The 15,791-nt window shown below is 51.9% G+C and carries 16 protein-coding genes; 9 read left to right on the top strand and 7 right to left on the bottom strand.

What is annotated here, in order from left to right:
* Positions 1-32: 32 nt before the first annotated feature.
* Positions 33-956, bottom strand: a complete 924-nt coding sequence (locus EHN06_RS00335; RefSeq protein WP_069183784.1) for a transporter — start codon at positions 954-956, stop codon at positions 33-35.
* 209 nt (positions 957-1,165) lie between these two features.
* Between EHN06_RS00335 and EHN06_RS00330 the strand changes: the two genes are divergently transcribed.
* Positions 1,166-3,049, top strand: a complete 1,884-nt coding sequence (locus EHN06_RS00330) for a sigma-54-dependent Fis family transcriptional regulator (RefSeq protein ID WP_091643530.1) — start codon at positions 1,166-1,168, stop codon at positions 3,047-3,049.
* Between the two features lie 1,070 nt (positions 3,050-4,119).
* On the opposite strand, the gene EHN06_RS00325 is transcribed toward EHN06_RS00330, so the two are convergent.
* Positions 4,120-4,443 (bottom strand): HipA N-terminal domain-containing protein, encoded by a 324-nt coding sequence (locus EHN06_RS00325; RefSeq protein ID WP_053113446.1) that lies wholly within the window; start codon positions 4,441-4,443, stop codon positions 4,120-4,122.
* Between the two features lie 316 nt (positions 4,444-4,759).
* Between EHN06_RS00325 and EHN06_RS00320 the strand changes: the two genes are divergently transcribed.
* The 8 genes from EHN06_RS00320 (at position 4,760) to EHN06_RS00285 (ending at position 11,888) form a co-directional block, all read left to right on the top strand.
* Positions 4,760-5,967 (top strand): IS3-like element ISMaq2 family transposase gene (locus tag EHN06_RS00320; protein ID WP_127329144.1). Its coding sequence is split into 2 segments (ribosomal slippage): positions 4,760-5,087 and positions 5,087-5,967, totalling 1,209 coding nucleotides; the frame shifts between segments, so codons are not numbered across the junction.
* A gap of 613 nt (positions 5,968-6,580) precedes the next feature.
* The gene (locus tag EHN06_RS00315; RefSeq protein ID WP_075267627.1) at positions 6,581-6,838 is read left to right on the top strand and encodes a hypothetical protein; all 258 of its coding nucleotides are present in this window, start codon (positions 6,581-6,583) and stop codon (positions 6,836-6,838) included.
* Between the two features lie 117 nt (positions 6,839-6,955).
* Complete coding sequence (locus EHN06_RS00310; protein ID WP_053113444.1) at positions 6,956-7,981, top strand: ATP-binding protein; 1,026 nt, start codon at positions 6,956-6,958, stop codon at positions 7,979-7,981.
* A gap of 164 nt (positions 7,982-8,145) precedes the next feature.
* Entirely contained in the window at positions 8,146-9,171 is a 1,026-nt protein-coding gene (locus EHN06_RS00305) for a hypothetical protein (protein WP_053113443.1), read from the top strand.
* Between the two features lie 12 nt (positions 9,172-9,183).
* Positions 9,184-9,771 (top strand): hypothetical protein, encoded by a 588-nt coding sequence (locus EHN06_RS00300; RefSeq protein ID WP_053113442.1) that lies wholly within the window; start codon positions 9,184-9,186, stop codon positions 9,769-9,771.
* 313 nt (positions 9,772-10,084) lie between these two features.
* Positions 10,085-10,399 carry an antitoxin Xre/MbcA/ParS toxin-binding domain-containing protein gene (locus EHN06_RS00295; protein WP_053113441.1) on the top strand — a complete coding sequence of 105 codons (315 nt, stop codon included), beginning with the start codon at positions 10,085-10,087 and terminating at the stop codon, positions 10,397-10,399.
* A gap of 307 nt (positions 10,400-10,706) precedes the next feature.
* Positions 10,707-11,246: a gamma carbonic anhydrase family protein gene (locus EHN06_RS00290; protein ID WP_127329142.1), complete on the top strand. Its 540-nt coding sequence runs from the start codon at positions 10,707-10,709 to the stop codon at positions 11,244-11,246.
* A 186-nt stretch (positions 11,247-11,432) separates the two neighbouring features.
* Positions 11,433-11,888: an Hsp20/alpha crystallin family protein gene (locus EHN06_RS00285; protein ID WP_127329140.1), complete on the top strand. Its 456-nt coding sequence runs from the start codon at positions 11,433-11,435 to the stop codon at positions 11,886-11,888.
* Positions 11,889-11,913: 25 nt separating this feature from the next.
* Here the strand turns inward: EHN06_RS00285 and EHN06_RS00280 are convergent, their stop codons facing one another.
* From EHN06_RS00280 to hemF, 5 genes are all read right to left on the bottom strand, one after another.
* Entirely contained in the window at positions 11,914-12,231 is a 318-nt protein-coding gene (locus tag EHN06_RS00280; protein ID WP_127329138.1) for a PA4642 family protein, read from the bottom strand.
* A gap of 120 nt (positions 12,232-12,351) precedes the next feature.
* On the bottom strand, positions 12,352-13,185 hold the full coding sequence (locus tag EHN06_RS00275) for a flagellar motor protein MotB (protein WP_127329136.1): 834 nt from the start codon (positions 13,183-13,185) through the stop codon (positions 12,352-12,354).
* A gap of 4 nt (positions 13,186-13,189) precedes the next feature.
* Positions 13,190-13,963, bottom strand: a complete 774-nt coding sequence (locus EHN06_RS00270) for a MotA/TolQ/ExbB proton channel family protein (protein WP_127334284.1) — start codon at positions 13,961-13,963, stop codon at positions 13,190-13,192.
* A gap of 55 nt (positions 13,964-14,018) precedes the next feature.
* On the bottom strand, positions 14,019-14,846 hold the full coding sequence (gene aroE / locus EHN06_RS00265) for a shikimate dehydrogenase (protein WP_127329134.1): 828 nt from the start codon (positions 14,844-14,846) through the stop codon (positions 14,019-14,021).
* Entirely contained in the window at positions 14,836-15,765 is a 930-nt protein-coding gene (hemF, locus tag EHN06_RS00260; protein WP_127329132.1) for an oxygen-dependent coproporphyrinogen oxidase, read from the bottom strand. Before hemF ends, aroE begins: the two co-directional genes overlap by 11 nt.
* Between the last annotated feature and the right edge of the window lie 26 nt (positions 15,766-15,791).

Below are 15,791 nucleotides of genomic sequence, written 5' to 3'. Positions count from 1 at the left end.
TCCTTTCGTTTTTATTACTGTTTTATAAGATTTTAAAACGCCTTTAGAATCCGAAAGTTGAGTCGATGTTGTTCTTTAAATCCATTTTCTACGGACAAATCGCTTCCATAATTTGCGATTAGTTGCAGTCCCGGATTCGCAAACCATGCCGTACCGATTGTCATTTTGGTGGTGGCAAGGTCATTGTCCTGGTTAATATCATTTATCTGTGTCTCACCGCCGAAAGTATGAGAAATACCGGTGCGAAGGTCCCATTGCGGCGTTACGTTATAACGCAGGAAGCCTTGGAGCTGATACAAGGGGTCCTGTTCCAGAGTGGCCTTGGAGGCACCGAGTTCGTCATTCTTGCCGAAAAAAGTGACGTCACCAACCAGGTCTAATGAGATGTTAGAAGTGAGACCAGTTATGTAACCCGCCTGTAATGTATGTTTCCACCGGTTTTCGCCAAGATTTAATGTGTCATTTCGATCGTAACTCCCTACCGGAACATACAGGAACGGAGTAATGCCGAAATAGGTGTTACTTTCGGGCTCGTTTACAAGCCAAACTGTCGCCGCAAGTATCAGGTCGCCGATGCCACTGGTGTCACCAAGGGAAGAGGTATCGTCTTTTCCTTCCACCTTGCCAAATGGGAGGAGAAATTGAGGGTCTACTGTGTAACCGCCAATTTCAGTGAAATGCACCCCACGCAGGATTCCTACCTGTGAGTCTAATCCAGCATTAATGGGCGCTTTGTCGCCATCCGAGTAGAGTGAGTCTGCAGTGGCGTATTGATAGTAGACCATTCCAAGATTGGTTCCGGCGGGCAGTGCCGTGTAATCCCCGGCATCAACGTCAATAGCTACTGCATTACCGGAAGTCAGCAACATGGTGGTTAATCCAACAGAAGCGACGCTGAAATTCCCCTTTCTGGAACCGAGTAAACTTTTTTGCTTATAGTTTGATACAGATGACATAGTGCAGCCTCTTATTAGTTTTGTTGGTATTGCACTCGACGTGAAGCAATCAATATGCCAGATCGATTGCTCCTTAGGAAATTATTATGAAACAATTACTTATGCGGCTTTATAGCATCTATGTTTTAGTTTTTGGAAAAAAGTGGATCGTTTCAATACACTAAAATTGGATGGTTGAATAAAAAAAATACAGAGTGGTGGGTGTCCTTATGCATAAAAAGATCGTTGATCTGAACACTCAGGTCCAGCAAGCCCGTGAGTTGTTTGACGAAGGGCATGTTGTACCGTCCCAGTGGGTGCGGGATGAGGTTTTGCGCTCTTGGCTAAGATGCAGAAAACATGGCGTGTCCCCCTCTGGTCAGCTCTTACTTGAGGCCGCGCAATTCGACCAGATTTCTTATATCCGCAATCAACATCAGCGTCTCATGACATTTGCCGAGCCTGAAATGCATCGGTTGTTTCGTGCAATCAGTTCTGCAGGTTGGGTTTTGGCGTGTCTGGAAAGAGAAGGCCGCAGCATTAAATATTTCGGCAATGACAGTCCCTGCTACGAATTGCTGGGAGCCGCTTTGAATCCTGGTATGGACCTTTCAGAGGATATAGCTGGAACCAATGCTCCCGGTTGCGCTTTGATAGAAGGCAGGCCTTCGCTTGTGTGTGGAAGTGAGCATTTCTTGCATTCTTTCCGCGATCTATCCTGCGTGGCAGTGCCCATTTTTGACCCTGCAGGGACGCTGGTCGGGGCTTTGAATGCTTCGAAACCTTATGATGGCCGACCGGTCGGGATTCTTGAAGCAGTTGCGCTCGCAACTCGGTCTGTTGAGAATCGAATGGTCGACGATTTGCGTGGCGCCTTGGTCCTCGCCCTTCACTATCGCCCGGAGCTTACACAGTCACCCATGCGTGGGTTGATACATTTCGGCGAGGATGGTGAAGTTTTAGGTGCAAACCCCTCGGCCAGACAGATGCTGGATCTCGAGTCTCTCGAGAAGACGCAGAGTCAGGTCTGTTTCAAAGACTTATTTTCATGTCGCGCTGCCGAGATCGAGGGATCACAACAAAGCCCTGTTGAGGTGGAATGTCACAATGGGGCAAGGCTTTTTCTTAAGGTTGAAAGTCTTCGGAAAGGGCTCGTGAGCGTCAAATCGACGCCACCGCAAAGACGGCCGGACATCAGTCAGTCTTTTTATGTGGGCGAGCCAACAAAACCACTTTTTGACAAGGCGCATCGGGCCTTTCAGTTTGGAGTTCCGGTTCTGGTGACTGGGGAAACCGGAACAGGCAAAGAGGTTTTAGCGCGCTCGCTACATGCCAATGGGCCTTCTTCAAAAGGCGCGTTTGTTGCCGTGAACTGCTCGGCTATTCCTGCCGGCCTGATAGAATCAGAGTTGTTTGGCTATGCAGACGGCGCTTTTACTGGTGCCCGACGTGGGGGTGCCAAGGGGAAATTTGAGGAAGCGAACGGCGGTACGCTCTTCCTGGATGAAATAGGCGATATGCCGGTAGAATTTCAAGCACGGTTGTTACGTGTTTTGCAAGAACGCATTGTCACCAGGCTTGGAGAAGAGAAGTCTCGGCCCGTCTCGTTTTCTCTGGTCTGTGCGACACATCGGAACCTTGATGAGCTTATGGAGAGTGGGGACTTTCGGAGCGATCTTTACTACCGAATCAATGGCCTCAGGGTGCAGCTCCCTGCTCTGCGGGAGCGTGAAGACCTCGATGCTTTAATTGATCACTTGCTGGCATCAATGTCACAGGAAGATTCCCCGCCAATTCTGACAGCTGAGGCTCGTAATCTCTTAAGGCACCATTCGTGGAGAGGCAATATTAGAGAGCTCCAGCAGGCACTGAATCTTGGCCAGGCGCTTTCTACTCAGGGAATTATCGATGTTGAGCACTTGCCCGAGGACATCAAGGCCAAAAATGATACTGCGGATGTGGACGTAGGCGAGGGCGGCACACTCGCCGCTGCGGAGCGCCAAGCGGTGCGATGTGTGCTCGAGAAACACAATCACAACGTCAGTGCCGCGGCTCGAGAATTAGGAATAACACGAGCCACTCTCTATCGGAAAATTAAACATTTTGGCCTCTGAGGTAATTCGTGGACTAGCCCGAATTTCTCATGAGGGGATAAAACGCGCCGCTCTTTTCACCGAGTAAGCGCCTGGGCATTACAGTTTGTCAGGTGTATCCGGCTTCTAGTTGTGGGGCATTAGCTTGGCTGTGCCGGTCGTTGTCCGCCCATTCCAAATGTCCGCTTTGCGACCAGGCTGGACAAAGGCAAACATTCATCGCGCACTTAATCCGAGCCCGCCTTCCCCGGATTTTCTGACAATGAGTGGTACTGAAACGAGGTCAGTCTTCGGAGCTGGATTTTTCCATTCTGGGTGGATTTAATACTTGGTCAGGGTCAAACTTCCAAGGCGATTTTGCATCTAAAGGTTCCAAAGAACTGACTACCGTGACTCCTTGGCAGTGCAAGCGATAAAGAGGTCTAAGCCTTAAAGGTTCCACAAAACTGCCTACTAGACGCTTTTTGGCGCCCCTATTGAGTCACAAAACTGACCACATGACAGCCTTGGCTCTCCGGCTGGAAGATCTCCGCTCAAAGGTTCCACAGAACTGACTACTCTGATTTTTTTTCATTCGCCAGGTTCAGCTCGATCTAGCCCTAAAGGTTCCACAAAACTCACCAACTGACTCCTTTGTGGAGAAGTCTCCCTTCGAACTTATAAGTCAATGTTCTGTGGCACGAGCGACTGAGAGTGGCATACTAGGTTGAGGTCATTGGACCGCTTTAAAGATCTTTTTTAAGGGGGGCGGAAAGTGACAACTGAGTTCATGCTTGCCGCAAGTGGCTTTTTGCTCGTGTCGATCTGCATAATGATTGGAATCGACATTGCCAGAAGCCGACGTTAGTTCTTCGGTCTAAACGTTTGTTAGTTGATCATATGGCGAGTCCCCAGAGCCTCAGGGAAGCAAAGAGCGTGATCAAGCAAGTCTGGCTGGGTTGGTGTTGTAGGGACTAGGCTCGCTTGCAGACTCATAAACTCATTCAATAGGTCTTGCGGGAGCTGATTAGCCCTCGGAACTGACTCGAACGCCCATTCGATCATTCAGTCTTTACCGCCCGCCGTACTTGAGTGCGGCATGAGTCGAAAATCTATTCCGTCGGGTGAATAGTCACTGCGCCGGCAAGATCTAATCCATTATTGATCAGCAGCGTGAAACGATCGTTAGGGTCGATCTTTTGCTCAAATGACTGAATGCGTCTAAGCCAGCCCTCTGAGCAAAGACCACTGAAATAAGCCGGCAAGCCATCGGACTCAAAGCGCTCCGCTCGAAGGGGAAGGCTGAGACTGAGCGGCCTTCCATTTTCCAGATAATCGGCATCGTATTGGAAATAAACCTTTCGCCCCGCGCGCTCAAGGTGGCCCGCCAATTTTCCATGCATATAGACGGTGGCTCTCTTTGTGAATCTTTGCATCTTTCCCAGTGCCTCTTTGGCAGTTTGAGCGGCAATCCTGTTTACTGTCTTGAACTTATTATCGACAGATATTATGCAACAGGGATAGTCTGAACGAACAGGAAGCTGAGTATGCGGGGTAATATTCGTGAGCGTCGAGTTTGCGCTAATTGGAACAGGCGTGGTTTGCCTGACGGCTTTTTTACTTATGAACGTGATCGTTTTCGTGGCGTCACGACGTCGGCGTAAGAATGAACTGTAGTAGCCCCCATTTAAACCGGACACCTTGGTAGAAGCAAAGGCCTAGGCATAGACCTAGTGCAAAGGAGTGTCCAAAGTGGAGAGAATCGAAGTCATAACCGGAGTGCAGCGCCGTCGCCGGTATTCCGCGCAGGAGAAGGCGTTCATGGTTGCTGAATGTGAGCAGCCAGGCATGTCAGTATCGCTTGTAGCCCGGCGTCATGGTATATCAGCAAGCCTGTTGTTCCGTTGGAAGAAGCTGATGAAAGACGGTGGCATGTCCGCGATTGAATCCGGTGATGAGGTTGTAAGCGCATCTGAGGTGAAAGCCCTGAACAAGAAGGTTCGGGAGCTGGAGCGGATGTTAGGCCGTAAGACGATGGAAGCTGAAATACTCCGGGAAGCCCTGGAGGTGGCTCAGTCAAAAAAGTTGATCTCGCGCATGCCGTTGCTGCCACCGGACGATACCCTCTGAAGCGGGTTGCGGAAGTGCTGAAGGTATCGCGCTCCAATCTTCTGGATCGCCTTCATGGTCGCCAGAAAGGCCGAAGCCCGAGATACAGCAAACAGGACGATGACCGGCATTTACCGTTTATCCGTGAGCTGTGCGAGGCCCGTGCTGCCAATGGCTATCGAAGGATCACGGCTCGACTGAATCGATTGCTCGCAGCCAACGATGAGCGAGTGAATCACAAGCGCGTGTACCGACTGATGAAGGAGGATGGGCTGCTGTTACCCCGGTATACAGGGCGACCTCAAGAGCGCTGCCACAATGGCCAGGTTATTACGTTGAAGCCGGACCTTCGCTGGTGCTCAGATGGCTTTGAGATCCGCTGCTGGAACAAGGAGGTTGTCCGTGTAGCCTTCAGCCTGGACTGCTGTGATCGCGAGCTGATGCGCTATGTAGCGACCACTGGTGGCATCACCGGTGAGATGGTTCAGGACCTACTGCTGGAAAGCCTGGAATACCGGTTCGGCCAGTCAGAGAGGGTGCCTCATCCGCTGGAATGGCTGACAGATAATGGCAGCTGCTACATCGCCAAAGAAACGCGGGCCTTCGCGTCCTCTCTAGGCTTTGTGGTGTGTACCACACCCGTGAGAAGCCCTCAGAGTAACGGTATGGCGGAGGCCTTCGTAAAGACGTTTAAACGGGACTATGTGTACCTGAACGATCTTCCTGATGCCGCAACGGTGATGGCCAGGTTGCCGGAATGGATCGAGGACTATAACCGTAGCCACCCGCATAAAGGGCTGAAAATGAAATCGCCCTGGGAGTACCGGGCAGAACTGGCATCAAATGAATGAGGTGGTGTCCGGTTTAGCGGGGGCAACTACATGAACGAAGTTAATGTCCGTCGCACAGCGTGGAATTTTTGGGTTGTTGATTTAAGGTCGGAATACAAGTAGATATGTTTTTGCGCGCCGCCCAAACGTTCGCTTTGCGACCATCCCGCATTCCAGCTGGAACCTAAACAGAAGCGAATATTCGCTCTATTTTGAAGCTGACCTTCTTTACTGTGCCCCGACTGAACTTTCGAACAGAAAAGCAGACATTCAGGTTGAGCGATCAGCCTAAATAGAATGGCCTCCGTTTGGGGCTGGGACTTTCCATACGTTTTTGGGCAAGTCCACCGCCGTTTTAAACCGTCCGTGGGAACGGGATGGCCTCCCCCCCCTTGTAGGCCATAGTTTTGGATTAGCATTCTTTTAGACTTCCTGAATTAAACTTGCAGAAACCTGATCAAACAAGTCGCATGCAAACTTTTGACGCCGCCGGGGTTCGCAGAATCGCGGAAAGGCAGCTACTATCCCTTTGAAATGGAATGGAAGTTCGCACTGTGATTCAGGTCTAGACTGAAAAAAGCCGACTGGGGTTAGCGCGAATTCAAACTAATAAGCTGTTAAATAGGAGCTATTTATGTCAGCGAGCAAGGAATGGACAGAATGGCATCTAACCCCAACTGGCTGGGTGCGTGGATCAGAAAAAGTGGACTATCAGGGAGTTACTACCGTCGAGCCACCAGCCGATAGAGTCCTTACTTGTGAGTATCAGGAATATCTTTCCTCGTCCTTCAGCTCTATGGATAAAGGGGCTTCGGTATTGTGGGAATCTGAGGATAAAGAAAAGGTTGCTCAACTTTTGAAGCAGTTTGGTGAATGTCCCCAGCGCCTCTAGTTTTAACCAGTCGCTGTAGTGCTCGGCCAATGGCCGCCGGACGACCTTTTCATTGCGGCTTCGCCTCCATTGCAAGTGCGCCGCTAAGCTTCATGTTTACCCCGCACAAGGAACAGAATGAGTCGCGTTTACGAAGATCGAGTTAAAGAAATTCTCGCTAATTCGAGTGATGATGGAAAAGTCAAATCTCGAGAATCGACGTCGCTCGAATTTAAAGAAAATTTTGGCTTCAAAAGCCTAGCGAAGTATCTCAAGACTATTTGTGCCTTTGCGAATACGCAAGGCGGGATACTTGTTTTTGGTGTTACTGATAACCCGAGAACGTTGAAGGGAATCGATAAAGACAAATTTGAGCAGATCAAAATAGAGCAGCTATCCACATACCTTTCAGAATATTTCAGCCCGGAAATTCACTGGGATATAGGCGTTGTCACGTTTAAAAGAAAGCACTATGGATTCATCGCAATAAAAGAGGCCGATGATAAACCGGTAATATGCAAGAAAAATTCGGGTGATGTTCTCAAAGATGGTGATATTTATTATCGGTATCGTGGGACAAGTAAACGAATCGAATTTCCTGAACTAAAGCGAATGCAGATTGAGATTCGTGAAAAAGAAAGAAAGCTATGGATGGAGCACATTGAGAAAATATCGCGAATTGGACCAAAAAACGTAGCGTTGCTTGATCTATATAGTGGCAAGATGGAATCCTCCAATATAGCGAACAATTTTGTTATAGATGAAGAACTATTGGCCGGATTAAAAAATGAGGTCTCTTTTGTCCAAGAGGGCCATTTTAAGGAAAAAGAAGGGGCTCCTACGCTTAAGTTGGTAGGGAATCTTGCGCCAGTCGATACGGTGGTGGTTCCCAACCTTGACCCAAATAAAGACTATCCTTTTTTGGTTAAGCATTTAGCGGATGAGCTTCAAATTCGATCCTATGATGCCCAGGTTCTTGTCTGGAAATTGGGACTAAAAAACAGTAAGAGATATGCAATCGAAGTTGACGCTGGTGCTTCAACGATATTCAAGTACTCTAAGTATGCGTTAACAGCTATACGTGACGATCTGGCGAAGCACGAAGATAAAAAGGAATATCTAGCTAACGCAAGCAAAGAGTATCAATCACGCAATAAGGGTTAACAAATGGTTGCACCGGATAAGCCGGTGAACTCAGCGTTAGAAAATCTGAATGTCCGCTTTTCAACCAGCTGTGCTCCTTACATTCCCTAAATAAAAGAGAATAAATCCATTGCGATGTTAATCATGGAATTAATTGATCAGAGCATTCGAGGGAGAGCGTCGATATGGTTATGTCTGATAGAGCTGCTGCCACTTACGACTGGTTCAAAAAGCGTGAACAAGAGCTACATCACGAAGCTAGCCAAAACGCTGGGAAACTAGCGTTGCATGATCTATGGAGACTGTCTTACTACAAGCAGCCCTATCTTTTGCTCCAATCTGACGAAGCCATATTGGAGAGGTTCAGGGACGTGTTTATGAATGGCCTCGACCTCAATCACAAGGGCCAGATCACGCCGACGCCAATGCTAGCAAACGATAATCGCCTTGGCAGACTATTCACAGAAATTATCGAAGAAACGAACTGGCGGGGTATTCTGACTAAAGATTCGATGTCAGAAGGGCTGGAGCAACTGAACACCTATTTCTCAGACGGGACCCCTCCTGGCGTGAAAATGTTCGAAGGAAGAGCAGAGGTCGAGGGTGATTGGTTGGTAAAATTCTCAAAAAGCAAGTACATCGAAGACGCCTTTCATCACGGCAGGTTGCGTATATCGCCTGCGTCCGAATACGCAAAAGGGAGCCATCTCCGAGCCGTTAAGGATCTTGAAACGGCAAGACCTTATAAGTTGAGAGCCTTTGCAGAGGCGATGCGCGGCGAGACTAGCGTTAAATTTCAGGGCCATACACTTCCCATTGAAAAAGGGACGGTGGATCTGGAATTCATGATGGATGACTACTTTTTGTTCTGTACGTGTACAGACATCAGTCGGCGAATGCCAACTGATTTCGAGGCAGATGCGGCTCTGATTATCAAAGACAAAATGGCATTCATAGATCGTTTGAGGAAAGCATTCGCTCAGCAATATCCGCACTGGCAGTTCTTGGAGGGCAATGTCTACTATTACGATCCTTTCAACGATATTCCTAAAGATATGAATCAGGAGTTTTGGAAGCACATCTCCTTCTCTTACCAAAAGGAGCACCGTTGCGTTCTTCGACCAAAGCGAAAAGAGGAAGGCGAGCTTCAAGCGTTTTTCGTTGAACTTGGATCGCTAGAAGATATTTCTGAAATGGTTTTACATAGCTAGGAGAGCAACAGTATGGAGCACTATGCGAGCCTGACTGCCTGGATCCTCGGCTCACTCGGAGGGGCAGGATTTATTGTCGTCGCACTTTCGAGCTGGCTGGGAAGAGTGTGGGCCACTCGGCTTATGGACAATCAGCGGCATAGTCATCAGCAGGAATTGGAAGAGTTACGATCCAATCTTCGTGCGAAAAATAATGAACAACTGGTTTCCATCAGAAAAGACTATGAGATTTTTAAGGAGACTCACCTCAGAGAGCACAACGATAAATTGCTGATCTACAGAGCTTGCTTAGATATCGTTGCCTCTCTCCTAGCAAAAATCGAATTGACGGCACTTGGAAAACGAGCCGGATTAACAGCTGAAGAACAAGAGGCTTTCGAGACTGAAAGGCTCCGTCTCTTCGCATATTTGGCGATGCTGGCTCCGCAGGAAGTAATGGACGCGAATGACAATCTAATAGATATGCTTCTTGCCTTGATATATGACGGAAAAGGTACGACCTGGAAGAGTATCCGAGAAGCAGCACTCAAGCTCACGAACTCAATGAGAGCCGATATAGGTATCAATAAGAAAGCGGTCTCATACAACGGTGTTCGTTAGACAAACTGAGACAGAATCAACTTAACCTGATAAATACGGCATTCGGAATCTTTAACGGTGGCTGGCTTTGAATGTTCGCTTTTCGACCGGGCCGAGCTTCCCAAGCTCTTAAACGCATGCGGACATCCGCACGCTCATGATCCCTGAAAATGTCTGGCGCCATGGTGGTGCCGTTGTCCACACCAAAGGGCGGCAAAATTCAAATTGGCGCAGTGACTAAAACAGAGATGTCCATGACACTGGGAGAGTCCCCTTCCTTTTATGGATTGTCCATTAGAAAATGGAATAACGATGCCCAGTCGGAGGGACTTGTATGAGGGAAGGAAAATCTTACAGCCTGAGTGATCTCGTGGCCCAGTGTGACCCGGACGCCCCGATTCCAGATACGCTCCGAGAATGGGAGCGGATGGTGCCGGTTGGATTGGAACTGGTTATCACGCGGCACGCAATCGACGTTGTTCATCAGGCGATACGAATCTGGGAGTCGCGGGAACGAGCATTGGACTGGCTCCAGCGACCGATTCCAGCGCTTGAAGATGAAAGACCCTGCGACCTGTTGGGTACCCCTGAGGGTTGTTGCAGGATAGCGTCGGTGCTCCAGAAAATTGAGCACGGTGATTTCAGCTGATCCTACAGATGAATACTCGCTTTTTCATGTTCATCGTGCTCGCCTGTGAAGACCCTACTCCGAGATTTAGATCTACTAAAAACTGAAAAATCCAAAGTGATAGACCTCTAAGCAGGAAAAATTTTCGACTTGGTGCGGTGTCCGCTTTGCGACCCGCACTGCCGATTTTAGCTGGCAATCTCTGGCCAGAACCGGCCACAATATCGTCACATGATTAGAGTGAAAACCGGCAAAAGTGTAACTTTGACTCCTTCCTATCTTTTCAATCACTTACGAATTGGTTACATGTAACATGGGTGCTAAAGGGTTGACGAATGTACGTTCTCACAAGGGTATCACGCCACAGTTTGGCGAGCGCGCCTGGATTGACCCCAGTGCAGTAGTGATCGGTGATGTTCAAACCGGTAATGACGTTTCGATCTGGCCGATGACAGTGGTACGGGGCGATATGCATAAGATTCGCATCGGTGACCGTTGCAGTGTCCAGGATGGCTCAGTCCTCCACATCACCCACGCCAGTGATTACAATCCCGGCGGTTATCCGCTGATCATTGGCGACGATGTCACCATTGGCCACAAGGCCCTGCTGCATGGGTGCACGGTGGGCAACCGGGTGTTGGTGGGCATGGGCTGCATTATCATGGACGGTGCCGTGGTGGAGGATGAGGTTATTGTCGCTGCCGGGTGCCTGGTGCCGCCCGGCAAGACTCTGGAATCTGGCCATCTTTATGTCGGGTCTCCGTGCAAGAAGGCGCGCGCGCTGACGGACAACGAGCGCACTTTCTTCAAATATACCGCTGCCAACTACGTCAAATTGAAGGACGAATATCTGAACGGGCAGGATTGATTCTCCCGCGCCTGATGCAGGTCAAAATTTGCTCGAGCAGGGTCTTGAAAACCTCTGCAATGATCCTACATTCGGAAATAGCAGAAGTTCACGGAGTCCCATCCGGCTGGCGCCACCGGTATGGAGCTGTTCCGCGAGCGAAGCTGATGTCTCACGATTTCAGATTCGTAAAGGAGGAGTTTCATTATGAGCAACATTACACGCTGGAATCCGATCAGTGAATTTGACGACCTGATGAACCGTTACAATCGACTACTGGGCCTGACCCGAGGCAACGGTGAGCGGGAAGGCAAGGACCTGTTCAGTCGCAGCGACTGGGCGCCTGCAGTTGATATCAAGGAAAGCCCGGAAGCTTTCACCATTGAGGCGGAGCTGCCAGGTATGACCAAGGAAGATGTCAAAGTCACTGTCCACGAAGGTGTGCTCAGCATCCAGGGTGAGCGCAAGCACGAGGAAGAAACGCAAGACAGAAAACTCCACCGCATCGAGCGGGTCTATGGCAGCTTCCTGCGGCGTTTCACCTTGCCGGAGAACGTGGACGAGGGCAGTATCAAGGCCAGCTTCAAGGACGGGATACTGTCACTCACCCTGCAGAAGTCCGAGCCCGCTGAACCCAAGGCCATTGAGGTCGAGGTTCAGTAACCCGCTACTGCAGAGCCGGGAGCGTTCAGCTCCCGGCTTCTTCCTTCGTTTTTGCGCCGGCCGCTTTCAGGGCCTCGGCATAGGCCGTGCTTCTGCGATGGGCCGAGATATGGTCGAGAATGGTCTCGCCCTCTTCGCCAACGGCATTCAGATTCCGTCCGGCATCCAGGAAAAAGCCGATAAAACGCTCGAAATCCTCTGCCCGCATGGCCCGGTAGGCTTTCTGCAACACATGGAAATCCGGGTTTATGCCAGCTTCCGCCGGCTCGATGGCGAGAAAGCTCCTGACCCGCTCGTCGCTCCACTCTTCACCAATGACTTTCGGTTTGTCTGGTCCGCTCATAGTCTCCCTCCGGTATCTGTCCGGCTTATGGTTCATAACTGGGGACACAGTATAAAGATCTGAAAGCAAAGAAGTTAGTTGAAATGACTATGAGGGGCTGTCCCTGGAGCATAAGGCTCGCTATGGCAGGATTTCCACCGGCAGTGCATCCGTCGCTACGGATTCCGTACATTCCGGGTCCCGAATGGCAATTTCAACGCGACGGTTCTTCGCACGGTTGGCCTCGCTGTCATTCGGCACCAGGGGGTTGGTTTCCGCGCGTCCGGCGGCAACCACCCGCTCTGCCGGCAACTGGCGGTCAAGCACCAACTCATGCACAACCGAGACCGCGCGGGCCGCGGACAAGTCCCAGTTGGAGCGGTAGCGGCTGCTGGAGATTGGACGATCATCGGTGTACCCGGATACCAGAACATCACCACTGCACTGGGCCAGAACGTCGACCACCCGCTCAATAATCGGGATCATCGTCGGCTTGATGGCAGCCTCCCCGGAACGGAAAGTCGCCTCTTCCGAGAAACGGATCACCACCCGATCCTCGTTGTAGTTGACGTTGAGCGTTTCCGAAGCCACTTCCGGTTCCAGCTCACTGATCAGGCGGCTGGCAAGCTCGATCACCCCCGCCGAGATTTTGGTCGGGGCATTGCCATCCGATCGCTCATCAATAAACTCCGGCTCACTGGCCTTGCTCTCGGTCGGCTCGGGCAGCGACACCGTATCCGACTCGATCATGGTCAGGGGGGAACCACCAATATCTTCTGCCAGGACATTGCTGCTGCCGAACGCCACCGACATGGAGTTGGCCATGGCGCGGTATTTCTCGATGTCCATCTCGGCAAAGGACAGCAGCAAAATGAAGAATGTCAGCAACAGGGTGGCCAGATCGGCAAAGGTGACGATCCAGGCCGGGGTACGGTTATGAGGCTTGCGACGGCGATGCTGGCTGATACCCGTCAATCTATCAGGCCTCCCGCTCCGGTACCAGGCCGGTGCGTTGTTCCGGGGTCACGAAGGAAGACAGCAGCTCGGTCATTACCCGGGGGTTCTCACCGCGCATGATGTTGCGGATGGAGGTGGTGATCAGCAACTGGTTGCGGGCTTCATCCTCTGCCTTGAGCTGGAGCTTGTCCGCCAGCGGCAGTGCGATGAGTTGCGCAATAAAAGCACCGTATAGCGTGGTCAACAGGGCGATGGCCATGGCCGGGCCAATAGACGAGGGATCATCCAGGGTATTAAGCATCTGTACCAGGCCCACCAGGGTACCAAGCATGCCAATGGCAGGGGCCGATTCGCCGATGCCACGGAATACCCGCTCGGAGACCTCGTAACGCTCTGCAGTCTGCCGGGTTTCCTGGGCCAGGGCTTCTTCCACCAGTTCCGGTGAATGGCCGTCGACACACAGGTTGATGGCTTTTTGCAGAAAGCCGTTGGTGGTTTCATGGTCCTCAAGCCCGAGAATACCTTCCTTGCGCACCACCATGGCCAATTCTCCCACCTCCCGGATCAGCTCGGTCGGGCGAGCGACCTGTTCCGTGAAGGCAGCGGATAACGCCAGGCGGAAGGCACTCATCACCGAGGACAACCGGAACTTGATCAGGGTCACCGCGAAGGTGCCGCCAAGCACAATGGCCAGGCCCGGCAGGTTAAGGAATGTCAGTACGGAGGCATTGGCCAGCATGGCAAGTACAACGATAAATATGCCTGCCACCAGGCCCACAAGGGTAAGGATATCCATCTGGGACCTTTTGTCTGTTTTGACCTTGAGCATAGCCCATCGCCGGCCAGCCAACTCAGTCGTTACGCAATTCTTCCATCACCGCAGCCGTCTCCGGGCGGACGCCACGCCAGATCCGGAACGACTCGGCTGCCTGTTCCACCAGCATTCCGAGACCATCGAGTACCCGTGTCGCACCGTGGTCAAGAGCCCACTGGTTGAACGTGGTCGTGGTCAGAGAATACATCATGTCGTAGACCACGGTATCGGCACCGATCACATTCGGTGAAATTGGCGGCAGGTCACCCTGGAGACTGGCGCTGGTGCCGTTGATGATGATATCGAACCGGTCCGCAACGTCTTCAAATCCGCAGGCCGAGAGAGCGGTGGCACCGGCATCCGGGCGGAACAGTTCCACCAGGGCATCAGCCCTGGAGACCGTGCGATTGGCAATGGTGAGTGTCGACGGATGCTCCGCCAGCAGGGGGCCGATGACACCGCGAACTGCGCCGCCAGCGCCCAGTACCAATATGCTCTTGCCGCTCAGATCTACGCCATGGTTGCCAGTCAGATCGGTCACCAGCCCTCGGCCGTCGGTGTTGTCTGCGGTCAGCAAACCGTCATCATTCATAAACAGGGTGTTGGCAGCGCCGGCTTTTTCTGCCTCCGGGGTGCGCCGGTCCGCCAGCGACCAGGCCTGCTCCTTGAACGGCACCGTGACGTTCAGCCCCTTGCCGCCCCGGGCAAAGAAGTTCCTCACGGTACCGGCGAAATCATCAAGCGGCGCCTGAATGGCAGTGTATTCCACCGGCTGCCCGGTCTGACAGGCAAACAGGCTGTGAATGCGGGGCGACTTGCTGTGGCTGATGGGATTGCCCACCACCGCGTACAGATCATTGTCCATGGTTCAACTCCAGCCAGTCACGATCGGTGAGAAAGTAGTCGGTCAGTCGCGCCTCTTCGGAGCCCGGCTCGGCTGTCCGGTTGTAGTCCCAACGAACCAGCGGCGGCAGCGACATCAGAATGGATTCGGTGCGACCACCGGACTGAAGCCCGAACAGGGTGCCGCGATCGTACACCAGATTGAATTCCACATAGCGGCCACGGCGATACAGCTGGAAATCCCGCTGTTGTTCGGTGTAGCGCAGGCCTTTCCGGCGCCGCACGATGGGCTCGTAGGCCTCGATATAACTGCTTCCCACCGCCTGCATCAGAGCAAAATCCCGTGCGAAGTCGCCGGTGTTGTGGTCGTCGAAAAACAGGCCGCCGATGCCTCGCGGTTCATCCCGGTGCTTCAGATAAAAATACTCGTCGCACCAGTGTTTGAAGCGCGGATAAATATCGGCGCCGAAGGGCTGACAGGCATCCCGGGCAGTGCGGTGCCAATGGACGCAGTCCTCTTCGAAGCCGTAATAGGGTGTCAGGTCGTAGCCGCCACCGAACCAGTACACCGGCTCTGCATCCTGGGGCATCGCGATGAAAAACCGCACATTGGCGTGGGAGGTGGGCACCATCGGATTGTGGGGATGGATCACCAGCGAGACCCCCATCGCCTGCCAGGGCGCCCCCGCCAGGTGTGGACGGTGCGCCGTGGCAGAGGGTGGCATGGTATCACCCATAACATGGGAGAAGTTCACGCCACCTTTTTCGAACACGGCACCGTCACTGATCACCCGGCTGATTCCGCCGCCACCTTCCGGACGGTCCCAGGCATCGGTGATAAAACCGGCCTTGCCATCAACGGCGGTTAGCCGGGCGACGATCGCCTCCTGCAGCTCAAGCAGGTACTGTTTGACGGCGTTGCTGTCGGGTTGTTGCGACATCTGATTCTCCTAAAAACATCAACAAA

Origin of the sequence: Marinobacter sp. NP-4(2019) (assembly GCF_003994855.1) — a bacterium.
Lineage (GTDB): Bacteria > Pseudomonadota > Gammaproteobacteria > Pseudomonadales > Oleiphilaceae > Marinobacter.
The sequence above is the reverse complement of the archived record's forward strand: the minus strand, read 5'-3'. Positions and strand labels throughout refer to the sequence as shown.